The following is a 15246-nucleotide window of genomic DNA, read 5'->3' on the forward strand; positions in this document are numbered from 1 at the left end:
GGCTAGACCGCGGCGGCCGCCTCGGCTGCAGCCAGGAGCACGCAGGTGGCGACGGCATCCATGGCGCTGCGGACCTCCTCGAGCGGCGGCATGCTCGGAGCGAGGCGGATGTTCCGGTCGAGAGGATCGCCATGGGGGTACGTCGCGCCCGCCGGCGTCAGCGCGACGCCGGCCTCCTTCGCGAGCTCCACGACGCGCGCCGCGGCGCCCGGCACGACGTCGAGCGACACGAAGTACCCGCCCTTCGGCGTCGTCCAGGAGGCGATCCCGAGCCCGCCGAGACGCGCGGACAGCACGTCCTCGACGGCGGCGAACTTCGGCGCGAGGATGTCGCGGTGCCGCCGCATGTGCGCGCGGACGCCGTCGGCGTCGCCGAAGAACAGGATGTGGCGCAGCTGGTTGATCTTGTCGGGGCCGATCGACTGGATCCCGAGGTGCTTCGTGTACCAGGCGATGTTCGCGGGCGACGAGCCGAGGAAGGAGACGCCGGCGCCGGCGAACGTGATCTTCGACGTCGAGGCGTACATGATGACGCGGTCCGGGTTCCCCGCCTCGGCGGCGAGGCCGATGGCGTCCGCGGACGGCGTCTGCTCGTCGGTGAGGTGGTGCAGCGCGTACGCGTTGTCCCACATGATGCGGAAGTCCGGTGCGGCCGTCGGCATCGACACGAGCCGGTGCGCGACCTCGGTGGTCACGGTGGAGCCGTCCGGGTTCGCGTAGGTCGGCACGACCCACACGCCCTTGATCTGCGGGTCGTCGGCCACGAGGCGTGCGATGGCCTCGACATCCGGCCCGTCCGGGGTCATCGGGACCGTGATCATCTCGATCCCGAGCTCCCGCGTCACGGCGAAGTGCCGGTCGTAGCCCGGCACGGGGCAGATGAACTTCACGGTCTCCTCGCGCGACCAGGGCCGCGGCGAACCGGGGACGCCGAAGAGCATCGCGTAGGCGAGCGTGTCGTACATGAGCGTGAGGCTCGCGTTGCCTTGCGCGAGCAGCTGCGCCGCCGGGACGCCCAGGAGCTCGGCGAAGATCTCCCGGATGGCGGGGAGCCCCTCGAGTCCGCCGTAGTTGCGGACATCGGTCCCGTGCGCGTCCTTCACGACGCCCGAGCCGGGCAGGCTCAGCATCCCGTCCGAGAGGTCGAGCTGCTCTGCCGATGGCTTGCCGCGCGTGAGATCGAGGTGAAGGCCCAGCGCCTTCAGGTCGGCGTAGGCGGCGCGGCACGCGTCGAGGTCGAGGGCGGTGTCCGGAGCGGGATTCGTCACGGATACCGACTCTACGCAACGCCGTAGTCCTATCTCACTGCGTTTCGTCTCGCTTCGCTCGCTCAACGACCCGCGGGAGACGATGCCCCCCCCCAGATCGGTCGTTGAGCGAGGAGCGCCAGCGACGAGACGAAACGCAGCAACCCGCGGCCATCGGGGTCAGGCCGGGACGATCGGGCGGCTCTCGTAGAACGTCTGCAGGACGATCGTCGTGCGCGTGCGCACGTTCGCGGCGAGGCGGATGTCGCGGATGAGGCGCTCCAGCTCGCGCGGCGACGCGACGCGCACGAACAGCATGTAGCTGGCATCCCCCGCGATCGAATGGCATGCCTCGATCTCGTCGAGGTGTTCAAGGAGCTCCGGGGAGTTGTCGGGCTGTGCCGGGTCGAGAGGCGTGATCTCGACGAACGCCGACAGGGGCTTGCCGACGAGCTCCGGATCGACGACCGCGTGGTACCCCGTGACGACCGACCGGGCCTCGAGCCGGCGCAGCCGTGCCTGCACCGCGGACACCGACAGCCCCACCGTCTCCGACAGCTCGGAGAGCGTCGCGCGCGCATCGACGGAGATCGCCGCGAGCAGCGCGCGATCGGTGTCGTCGAGAGCCATGGGGGTAGGCGCAGGATCCGTCATGGATGTAAGATTATCGCTATCCATGTCGATACACCGGAAAAATTCCGGCAAACTCCACGATCGGAGGTTTCCCCCATGTCCCTCACCCACGCGAACGAGCAGGTGATCATCGGCGAGCCCGAGGTCGTCGAGGACGTCGAGAACTCCGCCGCCTGGCTGGCGCTGAAGGATGCGGCGACCCGCATCCAGGGTCTGCAGGTCAAGGACGGCAGCATCCCGATCGAGGCGGACCACGCCGAGGCCCGGGAGCTCGTCGACACGATCGTCGCCGCGATCCGCGCGCTCGCCCCGCTCTTCCCGCACGACGCCGACTACCTCGCCGCGCTGCCGGTGGACTTCGAGCGCTGGGCCGATGGCGGCTTCGCCGAGCCCGACTTCCTGGACTCGCTCGTCGCCTTCCAGCCGCAGCTGCACCGCGTCGACGGCATCCGTCACCTCGTCGTCTTCCCGATGTACACGCAGAACGGCTCGTCGAACCGTCACGTCGAGGCGCTGATCGTCGAGGTCATCTGGCCCGAGTTCATCGCCCAGCTCGAGACCGAGTACACGAACAAGCTGTTCGTGTCCCTGCGTCTCGTCGACTTCACCCCCGGCTACGACACCAATTCCGCCGTCCTCTTCCCGGAGACGGTCGCGATGCGCGAGATCCCCTCGTTCACGTGGGGCGCGATCTTCCAGGACCGCGAGGCCGCCCGCTACCGCCGCGTCACGCGCGCCGCCGCCGAGATCACGAAGCTCGATCTGCCCGCCGACGCCGCCGCGATGCTCGACGACCAGCAGCTCACCGAGAAGACGTTCGTGATGTGGGACATCATCCACGACCGCACGCACATGCGCGGCGACCTGCCGTTCGACCCGTTCATGATCAAGCAGCGGATGCCGTACTTCCTGTACTCGCTCGAGGAGCTGCGCTGCGACCTCACGGCCTTCCGCGAGTGCGTCTCCATCGAGAAGCGACTTTCGGAGGTCCCCGAGCTTATCGAGGGGTCCGCCGAGCAGGAGATGCTCCAGCACGCCAAGCTCGTGCAGTACGCGGTGATCTTCGACCGCATCTTCCGCTTCTCGATCACGGGCAGCCGGGTGCGCAACTACGACGGCGTCGGCGGGCAGCTGCTGTTCGCATGGCTGCACCAGCGCGGCGTGCTGCACTGGACCGACACGTCGCTCGCGTTCGAGTGGGATCTGGTCCCCGCCGCGGTCGTCGAGCTCGCCGACGCGATCGACCACCTCTACTGGCAGTCGATCGACCGTCCGAAGACGGCGCACTGGCTCGCCGCGTACGACCTCGTCCGCGGCACGCTGACTCCGAACCCGGCCTCGGCCTGGGCCCGCGGTCTGCCGCTCGAGACGCTCGCCGGCGCCCCCAAGGGATACACCGACGCGGTGATGGATGACGAGTTCCCGCTGTCGATGTTCTTCGAGGCGCTCGACAAGAAGATGAAGCCGGTCATCGAGTCGACCGCGGGCATCCGCGGCACCGACGCCTGACGCATCCCCTTCGCTCGCCTGTCACGTTCTTCGGCCACAGCCCGAGATCGTGACAGGCGAGCGGTCGTTTCTGCGTGCACTGCACAAGCGGGGAGGCTGAAGGCCCAGGTCCGTTGACGGCGGTCGGCGCCGTCGCTATCTTCAGCGCATGACCGGGTGTGCCCGCACATGATCACGACGGCCGAGCTGCGCGCCATCCCGGCCTTCGCCCCACTGCCGCAGGAGGCGATCGACTACCTCGCGACCGCGGTCGAAGACATCCGTCTCGCCCCCGGCGAGTACTTCGCGCACGAGGGCGACGACCGGGCGTTCTTCGTCGTGATCGAAGGCCGCGCCGAGCTGACGAAGGTCGTCAACGGCGAGGAGCGCGTGATCGGCGAGCGTCTGCCCGGACGCTTCTTCGGCGAAGTGCCGATGACGTTGAGCACACCGTTCCCTGCGAGCGGCCGTGCCGCCGAGCCGACCCGGATCATCCGGCTGGACGTCACGGTCTTCTACACGCTCGCGGCGATGGCGCCCTCGGTCCCGGCATTCGTGGCATCGCTCGCACGCAAGTACGTCGACTGGCTGCAGACGGTCGCGGCCGAGCAGCCGGCGGCCGAGGCGCGGGTGATCGCACCCCATTCGGACGCCAAGACGCACGAAGCGGTCGTCTTCCTCACGCGCAATCAGGTTCCGTTCGAGCGGATCACCGTGGGCGAAGAAGCGGATGCCGCGACCTACCCCGTCATCGAGCTGCCGAACGGGCGGCGGTTCGAGGCGCCGCCGCTGCGCGAGATCGCGAAGCTCGTCGGACTCGAGATCGAACCGTCCGCGGGCGGCTACGACGTCGTCATCCTGGGAGCAGGACCGTGTGGGCTCACGGCCGCCGTGAACGCCGCCGCGGAGGGCCTCCACACGCTGGTCGTCGAGTGCCTCGCGCCGGGCGGCCAGGCGGGCACGTCGACCCGCATCGAGAACTACACCGGATTCCCGTACGGCATCTCCGGCGACGATCTCGCGAGCCGCGCGTTGAAGCAGGCGCGACGCCTCGGCGCCGAGATCGTCGTCACACGCACCGCCGTCGCGCTCCGACCGGAGCGAGAGCAGATCGTGCTCGACGGGGGCGAGACGCTCACCGCACCCGTGGTCGTCATCTCGACGGGGGTCGAATGGCGTCGCCTGCCGGTGCCGGACATCGACCGGTTCCTCGGGAACGGCATCTTCTACGGCGCCGCCCGCAGCGACTCGACGGTCGCGCGGGGAGCCGACATCGCGATCGTCGGTGCCGGCAACTCGGCGGGACAGGCGGCGATCTTCTTCTCGCGATTCGCCCGATCCGTGACGCTGCTCGTACGCGGAGAGTCGCTCGGCGCGAGCATGTCCCGCTACCTCATCGATCAGATCGCGGCGAACGACGGCATCCGCGTCAAGACGCGCGGCGAAGTCGTCGGCGTGCACGGGGTGAACGGTCTCGAGGCCGTGGACGTCGTCGACCGCTCGACCGGCGAGACCACGACGCGCCCGTACACCGTCCTGTTCGTCATGATCGGCGCGGATGCCGCGACCGACTGGCTCCCCGAGCAGATCGCCCGCGATGAGCATCACTTCATCCCGACCGGATCGGATGCGGCCGTCACACCTCAGTGGACACAGGATCGCCGTCCGTTCGGGCTCGAGACGAGCGCGCCCGGGATCTTCGCCGTCGGCGATGTGAGATCCGGCTCGGTGAAGCGCGTCGCTGCGGCCGTGGGCGAGGGTGGAATGGCCATCGCCTATGCGCACCAGTACCTCGCCCTCCGGCGGTAGCGGCGGCCTCCCCCGGAAAGGCTCTTGCGCCGCGGAATGAGAGGATGGCTCAGTGACCACGATCCACGACACCTCCGTCCGCGGCTTCGCCTCGGACAACTACTCGGGCGTGCACCCCGAGGTCCTCGCCGCCATCGCCGCCGCCAATGACGGCCACCAGATCGCGTACGGCGAGGACGAATACACGGCGCGACTGCACGAGATCTTCGTCGAGCACCTCGGCGAGGGCGTCGAGTCGTTCCCGGTGTTCAACGGCACGGGCGCGAACGTCACCGCGCTGCAGTCGATGCTCCCCCGCTGGGGCGCCGTGGTGTCGGCATCCACCGCCCACATCAACGTCGACGAGGGCGGTGCGCCCGAGCGCGTCGGCGGGATCAAGATCCTGCACGTGCCGACCGAGGACGGCAAGCTCACCCCCGAGCTCATCGACCGCGAGGCGTGGGGATGGGGCGACGAGCACCGCGCGCAGCCGCTGGTCGTCTCGATCACGCAGTCCACCGAGCTCGGCACGCTGTACTCGGTCGAGGAGCTCCGTGCGATCACCGACCACGCCCACGCGCTCGGCATGCGCGTGCACATGGACGGCGCGCGCATCTCCAACGCCGCGGCATCTCTGGACCTCCCGCTGCGCGCCTTCACGCGCGACGCCGGCGTCGACGTCATGAGCTTCGGCGGCACCAAGAACGGCGCCCTTCTCGGCGAGGCGATCGTCGTGCTGAACCCCGAGGCATCCAGCGGCCTGACGTACCTGCGCAAGCTCAACATGCAGCTCGCCTCGAAGATGCGGTTCGTGTCCGCGCAGCTGGTGGCGCTCCTCGAAGACGACCTGTGGCTGCGCAGCGCCCGCCACGCGAACGCGATGGCGCAGCGTCTGCGCACCGGCGTCGAGGCGGGCATCGCCGACGGCTCGATCCGCGGCGTCGCGTTCACGCAGAAGACCCAGTCCAACGGCCTGTTCGCGACACTGCCCGACGGCGCCGCCGACCAGCTGCGCGAGCGCTTCCGCTTCTACGACTGGGATGCAAAGCGCAACGAGGTCCGCTGGATGTGCTCCTTCGACACCACCGAGGACGACATCGACGCGTTCGTGGCGGCGATCGCGGAGATCACCGGCGCCTGATCGATCCCCGCGGGGCCGCGGATCGTGGGATAACTGACGCATGGAGATTCCCCGACCGTCAGACGAGGTGAAGGAGTTCTTCCGCTCCGTCATCCCCGAAGGCCCCGACGTCGTCGTCAAGCCCATGTTCGGCAACCTGGGCGCGTTCGTGAACGGCAACATGTTCGCCGGACTGTTCGGCGACGACATCGGTGTGCGTGTCCTCGACGAGACGCGCCTCGCCGAACTGGGCGCGATTCCGGGCACAGGTCCGTTCGGACCCGCAGAGCATGCGATGGGCGGCTACACGTCCCTGCCGCGTGACTGGCGGCAGACGCCGGAGCGCGCGTCGGAGTGGATCGCCGTCGCACTCGAGGATGTCAGTCGGCTGCCCGCGAAGCAGCCCAAACCGCGGGCGCCGCGCAAGAAGGAGTAGCGCTGCGCGGCACGGGCGTCAGGCGGATGAGGGCCGGAGACGGGGCACCCGGAATATCCATAGGTTCCATGCGGTTGGATTGACACGTCAACCGAATCGGGCCGATGGGGTCCCGGCATCGTCACTCGAGAAAGACGGCCCATGCCTCTCGCATCCGACCTCGCCCCCCGCTTCGCCCAGACCGACGCGCCCCTCATCGGCGCGCTCGTCGAGCGGTGGAGCCCCCGCGCCTACGATCGCAACGCGGTCGTCGCCCCCGAGACCGTCCAGGTCATGCTCGAGGCCGCGCGCTGGGCGCCGTCCGCCAACAACTCGCAGCCGTGGCGCTTCATCGTCGCGCACCGCGGGACGCCGGAGTTCACCGCCATCCACGACGCGCTCATGGGCTTCAACCAGGTCTGGGCCGACTCCGCCGCGGTGCTCATCGTCAACCTCGTCGAGACGGCGGATGCCGAAGGCCGCGAGCGTCCGTTCGCCGCCTACGACCTCGGTCAGGCCGTCGCGCACCTGTCGGTGCAGGCGCAGCACCTCGGCCTGCACTCGCACCAGATGGGCGGCGTCGACCGCGACGCCGTGAAGGCCGCGTTCGGCCTCGGCGAGACCCTTCAGGTGCTCTCCGTCATCGCCGTCGGCGTCCCCGGCGACGTCGACGCGCTGCCGGAGGCGCTCCGCGAGCGCGAGCTCGCCCCGCGCACACGCCTCGCGCTCGACGAGATCGTGCTCCGCAGCGCAGCCTGAGACACATCTTCGCAAAGGCCGTCACCCCACGGGGTGGCGGCCTTCGTGGTATCCGAGTTGCCTTCCCCTGTCACGATCGTGGGTGCGAGCCCGCGAACGTGACAGCTGAGCGTCGTTCTGTCACGCTCGACTGTCACGATCCTCGTTTCAGGCCGAAGATCGTGACAGGTAAGCGCCCGTACCCGGGTCAGACCTCGGGCTCGCCGGCGATGAGGCCGCGCAGCCAGTCGCGCGCCTCGACGAAGACCTCGTCGGAGTACCGCTGCGGGTACCGCACGATCGCGCGGTCGGCGCGCGGATACGACCCGAGGAAGACGACCTTCGGGCTGAAGCGACGGAGTCCGAGCAGCGCGTCGGCCATGCGCTCGTCCTGGATGTGGCCGTCGGCATCCACCACGAACCGGTAGCGGCCGAGCTCGTCGCCGATGGGGCGCGACGCCAGCAGAGACAGGTTGATGCCGCGCGTCGCGAACTGCTCCAGCATCTCCAGGAGCGCACCGGGGTGATCCTCGGGCAACTCGACGATGAGCGACGTCTTGTCGGCGCCGGTCGGCGCCGGCGCCTCGGTGACACGGCTGACGAGCACGAAGCGCGTGACCGCGTTCGGGTTGTCGCCGATGTCCTCCGCGAGCACCTCGTACTCGTGGTGCTCGACGACGCCGGGGGCGGCGACCGCGGCGTCCGCTCCGCTCGTCCCGTCGACGAGCCCGAGGGCGGATGCCACGTTGGATGCCGCCGGCACGTGCTCGTGACCGGGAAGGTTCGTCGTGAGCCACTGCAGCGACTGGCCGTAGGCGACGGGGTGCGCCGCGACGACGGTGACGTCCTCGAGCCGCGTGCCGGGGCGCCCGACGAGGACGAAGTTCACCGGCACGAGGTACTCGCCGACGATCCGCAGGCCCGGCATGGTGGCCAGCGCGTCCTGCGTCGTCGTGACACCGCCGTCGACGGAGTTCTCGATCGCGATCATCGCGGCATCCGAGCGGCCCTCGACGACGTCGGCGAGCGCTTCGCCGACGTTGCGCACGGGCCGCCATTCCTGACCCCGCGCCTCGTGCACCTGCGCGAGCGCGGCCTCCGTGAACGTGCCCGCGGGGCCGAGATAGCTGTAGACGCGACGGGATGCCTCGGGCTCTGCGTTCACCCGTCAAGACTAGTCGCGGCATCTTCCGGCCCGTGGCAGATTTCCAACAGGACTGTTATATTAGCGCTGTGACATCTACGGAGAAGCGTCCCGCATCCATCGAGCAGCTGCCCAGCGTCTGGCGCCCGCTCACCGCGATGCGCCGCCGCATGGACGACAGCCTCGGCGACCTCTACCGCGACCTCGGCATCGAGGGCGTCAGCACGCGCTTCAGCATGGCCGTCATGTTCCTCGCCGACGGCGATGCGACGATCAGCTCGCTCGCGGAGCGCTGCGGCGTCACCCACTCCGCGATGAGCCAGTCGGTGGCGGCCATGAAGAAGGCGGCGCTCGTGACGTCCGCGCCGGGCGAGGACGCTCGCTCGCGCGTCGTCACGCTCACCGATGCAGGCCGCCGCATCGCGCCCCTCCTCTGGGACGAGTGGTACGCGACCGAAGCCGCGGTCGCCGAGCTCGAGACCGAGCTGAGCACTCCCCTGACGACCGTCGTGCGCGAGATCGACGCCGCCCTCGACCGCGAGTCCTTCGCCGAGCGGGTGCGCCGGCACCTGCCCCGCGATGACGCCGCGATGACCCGGCGATGATCCGCTCGCACCTCGTCGACACCCGGCCGCTGCGCACGAGCCGCCCCTTCCGCGCGTTCTGGGCGGGCACCGCCGTCTCGCAGTTCGGCGGCAGCATGTCGTCGTTCGCCCTCCTGTACTACGTGTGGGAGATCTCGCACTCGCCCGTCGTCGTCGGTCTCGTCGGCCTCGTCGTCGCCGTGCCGCTCGTCGTGTGCGGCCTGATCGGCGGTCATCTCGCCGACACCGTCGACCGGCGGGCGCTCCTGCTGTGGTCGCGCTCCGCGCAACTCGTGGTGAGCGCCGCCACGGCGGCGCTCGTCATCTCGGGGGTGCGCAGCATCCCGGTCGTCTTCGTCATGATCGCCCTCACATCGGCGCTGTCCTCGCTCGCGGCCCCGGTCGCCCAGACCGTCCCGCCGATGCTGCTCGGCGGAACCGAGCTGTCCGCCGGGCTCGCGCTCACCCGCCTCGCCGGGCAGCTGGCGCTCATGACGGGGCCGGCGATCGGCGGGGTGCTCGTCGCCACGATCGGCGTGGGCGCCTGTCTCGTCGTCGACTCGGTCACGTTCCTCGCCGCACTGTGGGGCATCTCGCGCCTCCCCCGGCACGCGCCGCGACCCTCGGCGGCCGGCGAGCCCGAGGGCGGGACGCGCGTCCTCGGCGGCCTCATGTTCGTCGTGCGCACGCCCGTGATCCTCGGCGCGTTCCTCGTCGACATCTGCGCGATGGTGCTCGCCCTGCCGGCGGCCCTCTTCCCCGTCATCAACGCCGAGCGCTTCGGCGGATCGCCGATGACCCTGGGGCTCATGCTTCCGGCGATCGGCCTCGGCGGCGTGCTCGCGGGCCTGTTCTCCGGGCGTCTCACCGCATACCCGCGGCAGGGTCTCATCATGCTGATCTCGTGCGCCGTGTGGGGAGCCGCGACGGCCGCGTTCGGCGCCGCTCCGACGCTTCCGCTGGCGCTCGCCGCGCTCGTCGTCGCCGGCGCCGCCGACACCTTCACGGTCGTCAGCCGCGGCACGATGGTGCAGTCCGCGACGCCCGACGAGCTCCGCGGCCGCGTGTCCTCCCTCGACTATCTCGTCGGCGCGGGCGGCCCGAGCATCGGCGACCTCCGCGCGGGCACGATCGCGGGTCTCACCTCGGGCGCCATCAGCTGCATCCTGGGCGGCCTCGCGTGCGTCGCGGGCGCCGGCGCCATCGCCGCTGCGAACCCGGGGCTCCGGCGCTGGCGGCTCGCGACGGCTCCGCGCAGCCGTCGTCCGGAGTCGTCTTCCGCGTGACCTGCGCGCCCGTTCGCGGCAGACTATGCGCATGAGCCGTGCAGGACATCCCGCCGAAGCATCCGACCTGATCGACATCGACGAACTGATCAACGCGTACTACGACAGGAAGCCGGATCCGGCGGTCCCCGCGCAGCGGGTGGCCTTCGGCACGAGCGGCCACCGCGGCTCGTCGCTGTCCACGAGCTTCAACGAGGACCACATCCTGGCGACCACCCAGGCAATCGTCGACTACCGCACTGCGCAGGGCATCTCGGGGCCGCTGTTCCTCGGGCGCGACACGCACGGACTGTCGCTTCCCGCGGAGCGCAGCGCGGTCGAGGTCCTCGTCGCGAACGGTGTCGACGTGCGCCAGGACGCGCGCGACTCGTGGGTGCCGACGCCGGGTGTCAGCCACGCGATCCTGACGTACAACAAGGGGCGGGATGCGGACGACTCCGGTCGCGCCGACGGCATCGTCGTCACCCCGAGCCACAACCCGCCGCGCGACGGCGGCTTCAAGTACAATCCCCCGCACGGCGGGCCGGCCGACACCGACGCGACGGGCTGGATCGCCGACCGCGCCAACGCTCTCATCGCCGCGGGCCTCGAGGGCGTGAAGCGCACGAAGTGGTCGGACATCGACTCCGACAAGCTCGGCGAGTACGACTTCCGCGACGCCTACGTGCGCGACCTCGCGAACGTCATCGACATGCAGGCGATCAAGAAGTCCGGCATCCGCATCGGCGCCGATCCGCTCGGCGGCGCCTCGGTCGACTACTGGTCGCTCATCGCCGAGGTCTACGGCATCGACCTCACCGTCGTGAACCCGACCGTCGACCCCACATGGAAGTTCATGACGCTCGACTGGGACGAGAAGATCCGCATGGATCCGTCGTCGCCGTCGGCGATGGCGGGACTCGTCGCGCGGCGCAGCGAGTACGACCTCCTCACCGGCAACGACGCGGACGCCGACCGCCACGGCATCGTCACGCCCGACGCCGGCCTCATGAACCCGAACCACTTCCTCGCGGTCGCGATCGACTACCTGTACTCGCACCGGCCGGGCTGGCCGGAGGATGCCGCGGTCGGCAAGACGCTCGTCTCCTCGATGATCATCGACAAGGTCGCCGCGTCCCTCGGTCGTCGCCTACTCGAGGTCCCCGTCGGCTTCAAGTGGTTCGTGCCGGGGCTCCTCAACGGATCGGTCGCGTTCGGCGGCGAAGAGTCCGCCGGAGCGTCGTTCCTGCGCTTCGACGGCGGCGTCTGGACCACCGACAAGGACGGCATCCTGCTGTGCCTGCTGGCATCCGAGATCCTCGCCGTCACCGGCAAGACCCCCTCGCAGCGCTACGCGGAACTCGAGGCCGAGTACGGAGCCTCCGCCTACCAGCGGGTGGATGCCCCGGCCACGCCGGCGCAGAAGGCGGCACTGGCCAAGCTCTCTCCGGAGGCGGTGACCGCCACGGAGCTCGCAGGCGAGCCCATCACCGCGAGGCTCTCCCACGCGCCAGGCAACGGCGCCGCGATCGGCGGCCTCAAGGTGGCGACGGCCGATGCGTGGTTCGCCGCACGGCCGTCCGGCACCGAGGACGTCTACAAGCTGTATGCCGAGTCGCTCCGCGGCCCCGAGCACCTCGCGCGGGTGCAGGAGGAGGCCCGCGCCGTCGTCGCGGAGGCGCTCGGCGGGGTCTGAGCACACGAAGAACCGGCTCGGATGCCGCGCATCCGAGCCGGTTCGACACGTCAGACCGCGAACCTCGCGCGCAGCTCGCCCGCGCCCGACCAGTCGTCGCCCTCCGATTCGAGCCGGCGCATGAGCCGATTCGCCATCGCCGGGACGTCGGGATCGGCGGGCGCGCTGCGCTGCTCGTAGGGATCGTGCTGGAGGTCGTAGTACTCGATCTCGAGGCCCGCCCCCGGCACCCAGATCGCGATGAACTTGGCACGGCGTGTGCGCAGCCCTCGCACCTCCGAGGGGTTCTGGCGTGATGCGAAGCGGTAGTAGACGGCAGCGGGGTCGTCTGACACCGCCGCCCTCGCGGTGAGCGCCGCCGACCGGTCGACCCCGCTCATCGCGACGGGGATCGCGTCAGCATGGCCGGTCAGCCCGAGGAGCGTCGGCGCCATGTCGAGCGCGGACACGAGCTCGTTCGACTCTCCCGCGGGTATGAGCCCCGGGCCGTGCAGCACGAACGGCACCCGCATCGACTCCTCATACGGGACGTTCTTGTCGATCAGTCCGTGGCTGCCGAGCTGCATGCCGTGGTCCGAGGTGAACACCACGACGGTGTCCCGCTCGACCCCGGCGTCCGCGAGTGCGTCGACGATCCTGCCGATCTGCTCGTCAACGCCTGTGACGGCGGCGAAGTAGTCACGCGCGATCGCGGCCATGTCGGCTGCGAACGGAGTGCCGAGTTCGACATTGGGCCGCGTGAGCAACTGCGCCTCGTCGAGGTCCGCGTACGCGGGCCGGTACCGCTCGGGCACCTGGTCGAAGGGCTGGTGCGGCGGGTTCAGCGAGACCATGAGGGCGAACGGCGCGTCCTGCTCGGCCGCCTCCGAGATGAACCCGATCGCCACGTCCGTCTCGTACTCGGCCGACCACCGGTCGACGTCGAGCCGTTCGTGGCGCTGGGCGTCGCCCACCCAGTAATGCGGAGACAGGTGCCGATCCGCAGCTCCGTAGGAGTGCCAGAAGTCGAACCCGAACCGCCGATGCGGCGGCGACCAGGCGTCCCAGACGACGCCGTCGTCACGCCGCCCCTCGCCGTACTCCTCATCCTCGTCGACCGGCGGTTCGAGATGCCACTTCCCGATGTACCCGGTCCGGTAGCCCTCGTCGCGGAGGACGCTCGCCCACGTGGCGAGCCCGTCGCGCAGCCCGATCCCCTCGAGGGCCCGCTCCGAGTTGACGTTGAGCGTCACGCCGTTCTCGCGCGGCGTGCGGCTCGTGAGGAACATCGCGCGGTGCGGGCTGCAGACCGGATAGTTGCTGACGGCGTTCGGGACGTGGCATCCGGACGCGATGAGGCGGTCGAGATTCGGCGTCGACACCGGATCGCCGCCCACCGCCCCGATCGCCATCGCCCGGAACTGATCGGCCATGACGACCACGAGATTCGTCGGAGTCGGCATCATCCGGTCACTTCAGATCGGTGACGGGGGCCGCATCCATGTCGTCGAACGCCTGGTTCTCACCGGCCATGGCCCACACGAACGAGTACGCGGACGTCCCGACGCCGGAGTGCAGCGACCAGCTCGGCGAGATGATCGCCTGCCGGTCGGCGACGACGAGGTGACGGGTCTCCTCGCGCTCGCCGAGGAGGTGGATGACGCGCGCCTCCTCCGGCACGTCGAAGTACAGGTAGCACTCCGTGCGGCGGTCGTGCGTGTGCGCCGGCATCGTGTTCCACATCGACCCCGCATGCAGCTGCGTGACACCCATCACGATCTGGCAGCTCTTCACGCCGTTCTCGTGGATGTACTGGTTGAGCGTGCGGCGGTTCGACGTGACCTGGTCGCCGAGCTCGCGCACGGTGCCCTCGCCGGGCGAGACGAGTGCCGCGGGGTACGCCGTGTGCGCAGGAGCCGAGAAGAGGTAGAACAGGGCGCCGTCGCCGGCGAAGACGACCGAGCGGATGCCGCGGCCGAGATACAGGCATGCGCCGTTGACGAGCGTGTAGACCTCGCCGTCCGCGATGACCGTGCCGGTTCCCCCGACGTTCACGATGCCGAGCTCGCGGTGCTCGAGGAAGTAGTCGCTGCGGATCTCCGGATAGCCGGCCAGCTCCAGCGGGGAGCCCCCAGGAGCCGCTCCCCCGAGGACGATCCGATCGTGGTGCGTGTACGTCAGCCGGATCTCGCCCGGCACGAAGACGTCGGGGATGAGATACGTGTCGCGCAGATCCTGCGTCGTCATGCCCGGGATCTGCGCCGGGTTCGTGGCGTAGCGCTGGTCGATGGGGGTGGCCATGATGCTCCTGTTCGGGTGGTCAGCGGGGTTCAGCGGACGAGCCAGCCGCCGTCGACCGGCACGATCGCGCCGGTGACGTAGGCCGCGGCGTCCGAGGCGAGGAAGACGAAGACGCCCTGCAGGTCGGCCGGGGTGCCCCAGCGGCCGGCGGGGATGCGGGAGACGATGGACGCCTCGCGCTCGGTGTCGGCGCGCAGGGCCGCCGTGTTGTCGGTGGCCATGTACCCGGGCGCGACCGCGTTGACCGTCACGCCGGATGCCGCCCATTCGTTGGCGAGGGCCTTGGTGAGACCGGCGACCGCATGCTTGGACGCCGTGTACGCGGGCACCAGGATGCCGCCTTGGAACGACAGCATCGAGGCGACGTTGATGATGCGGCCGCTCCCGTGCGCGATCATGCGGCGACCGGCCGCCTGCGACAGGTGGAACACCGCGTCGAGGTTGACCGCGAGCACGTCGTTCCAGTCTCCGGTGGAGTACTCGGCGGCTGGCGCGCGGCGGATCGTGCCGGCGTTGTTGACGAGGATGTCGAGGCCGCCGAGCTCCTCGACGACCTCCGCGACGGCGGAGGCGAGGTCTTCGGGGGCCGCATTGACGAGGTCGCGGCGCACGCGGTGCACGCGGCGACCGGTCGCCGCGATGAGCTCCGCGGTCTCCGACGCGTCACCGCGGTCGAGGAGCGCGACATCCGCGCCCGCCTCCGCGAGCGCGAGCGCCGCACCCTGGCCGAGGCCGCGGCTGGAGCCGGTCACGAGGGCGACCTTCCCGTCGAGACGGAACGTGTCGAGGATCATTGATTCCCTCCGGATATCGTGCGGTTCGTCGAGCCAGGGAGCGCAGCGACCGAG

Annotated in this window: 14 protein-coding genes; 8 read left to right on the forward strand and 6 right to left on the reverse strand. The window is 70.1% G+C overall.

Going from position 1 to position 15246, the window contains the following annotated elements:
• Positions 1-2 precede the first annotated feature (2 nt).
• The gene (locus QSV35_RS07615) at positions 3-1268 is read right to left on the reverse strand and encodes an aspartate aminotransferase type Ic (RefSeq protein ID WP_286288060.1); all 1266 of its coding nucleotides are present in this window, start codon (positions 1266-1268) and stop codon (positions 3-5) included.
• 159 nt (positions 1269-1427) lie between these two features.
• On the reverse strand, positions 1428-1877 hold the full coding sequence (locus tag QSV35_RS07620; RefSeq protein WP_286288464.1) for an Lrp/AsnC family transcriptional regulator: 450 nt from the start codon (positions 1875-1877) through the stop codon (positions 1428-1430).
• A 99-nt stretch (positions 1878-1976) separates the two neighbouring features.
• Between QSV35_RS07620 and QSV35_RS07625 the strand changes: the two genes are divergently transcribed.
• The 5 genes from QSV35_RS07625 (at position 1977) to QSV35_RS07645 (ending at position 7450) form a co-directional block, all read left to right on the forward strand.
• The gene (locus QSV35_RS07625; protein ID WP_286288061.1) at positions 1977-3389 is read left to right on the forward strand and encodes a DUF6421 family protein; all 1413 of its coding nucleotides are present in this window, start codon (positions 1977-1979) and stop codon (positions 3387-3389) included.
• Positions 3390-3557: 168 nt separating this feature from the next.
• A complete protein-coding gene (locus QSV35_RS07630; RefSeq protein ID WP_286288062.1) occupies positions 3558-5177 on the forward strand; it encodes an FAD-dependent oxidoreductase in 1620 nt (539 codons plus the stop codon).
• Between the two features lie 52 nt (positions 5178-5229).
• Complete coding sequence (locus QSV35_RS07635; protein WP_286288063.1) at positions 5230-6297, forward strand: threonine aldolase family protein; 1068 nt, start codon at positions 5230-5232, stop codon at positions 6295-6297.
• 40 nt (positions 6298-6337) lie between these two features.
• Positions 6338-6712 carry a TfoX/Sxy family protein gene (locus QSV35_RS07640; protein ID WP_286288064.1) on the forward strand — a complete coding sequence of 125 codons (375 nt, stop codon included), beginning with the start codon at positions 6338-6340 and terminating at the stop codon, positions 6710-6712.
• A gap of 141 nt (positions 6713-6853) precedes the next feature.
• On the forward strand, positions 6854-7450 hold the full coding sequence (locus tag QSV35_RS07645; RefSeq protein WP_286288065.1) for a nitroreductase family protein: 597 nt from the start codon (positions 6854-6856) through the stop codon (positions 7448-7450).
• Between the two features lie 187 nt (positions 7451-7637).
• On the opposite strand, the gene pheA is transcribed toward QSV35_RS07645, so the two are convergent.
• Positions 7638-8594: a prephenate dehydratase gene (pheA, locus tag QSV35_RS07650; RefSeq protein ID WP_286288066.1), complete on the reverse strand. Its 957-nt coding sequence runs from the start codon at positions 8592-8594 to the stop codon at positions 7638-7640.
• Between the two features lie 68 nt (positions 8595-8662).
• Between pheA and QSV35_RS07655 the strand changes: the two genes are divergently transcribed.
• The 3 genes from QSV35_RS07655 to pgm are packed head-to-tail and all read left to right on the forward strand — an operon-like array spanning position 8663 to position 12118.
• On the forward strand, positions 8663-9178 hold the full coding sequence (locus QSV35_RS07655) for a MarR family winged helix-turn-helix transcriptional regulator (RefSeq protein ID WP_286288067.1): 516 nt from the start codon (positions 8663-8665) through the stop codon (positions 9176-9178).
• Positions 9175-10443 carry an MFS transporter gene (locus QSV35_RS07660; RefSeq protein ID WP_286288068.1) on the forward strand — a complete coding sequence of 423 codons (1269 nt, stop codon included), beginning with the start codon at positions 9175-9177 and terminating at the stop codon, positions 10441-10443. The genes QSV35_RS07655 and QSV35_RS07660 overlap by 4 nt, the downstream gene beginning before the upstream one ends.
• Positions 10444-10474: 31 nt before the next feature.
• Positions 10475-12118, forward strand: coding sequence for a phosphoglucomutase (alpha-D-glucose-1,6-bisphosphate-dependent) (gene pgm, locus QSV35_RS07665; RefSeq protein ID WP_286288069.1), 1644 nt, complete (start codon positions 10475-10477; stop codon positions 12116-12118).
• A 50-nt stretch (positions 12119-12168) separates the two neighbouring features.
• Here the strand turns inward: pgm and QSV35_RS07670 are convergent, their stop codons facing one another.
• From QSV35_RS07670 to kduD, 3 genes are read right to left on the reverse strand one after another with little or no spacing between them, the layout of a single operon-like run.
• Positions 12169-13563, reverse strand: coding sequence for a sulfatase family protein (locus QSV35_RS07670; RefSeq protein WP_286288070.1), 1395 nt, complete (start codon positions 13561-13563; stop codon positions 12169-12171).
• A gap of 4 nt (positions 13564-13567) precedes the next feature.
• Complete coding sequence (gene kduI / locus QSV35_RS07675; RefSeq protein ID WP_286288071.1) at positions 13568-14398, reverse strand: 5-dehydro-4-deoxy-D-glucuronate isomerase; 831 nt, start codon at positions 14396-14398, stop codon at positions 13568-13570.
• A 29-nt stretch (positions 14399-14427) separates the two neighbouring features.
• Positions 14428-15192, reverse strand: a complete 765-nt coding sequence (gene kduD, locus QSV35_RS07680; RefSeq protein ID WP_286288072.1) for a 2-dehydro-3-deoxy-D-gluconate 5-dehydrogenase KduD — start codon at positions 15190-15192, stop codon at positions 14428-14430.
• Between the last annotated feature and the right edge of the window lie 54 nt (positions 15193-15246).

The organism is Microbacterium candidum (assembly GCF_030315975.1).
Classification (GTDB): domain Bacteria; phylum Actinomycetota; class Actinomycetes; order Actinomycetales; family Microbacteriaceae; genus Microbacterium; species Microbacterium candidum.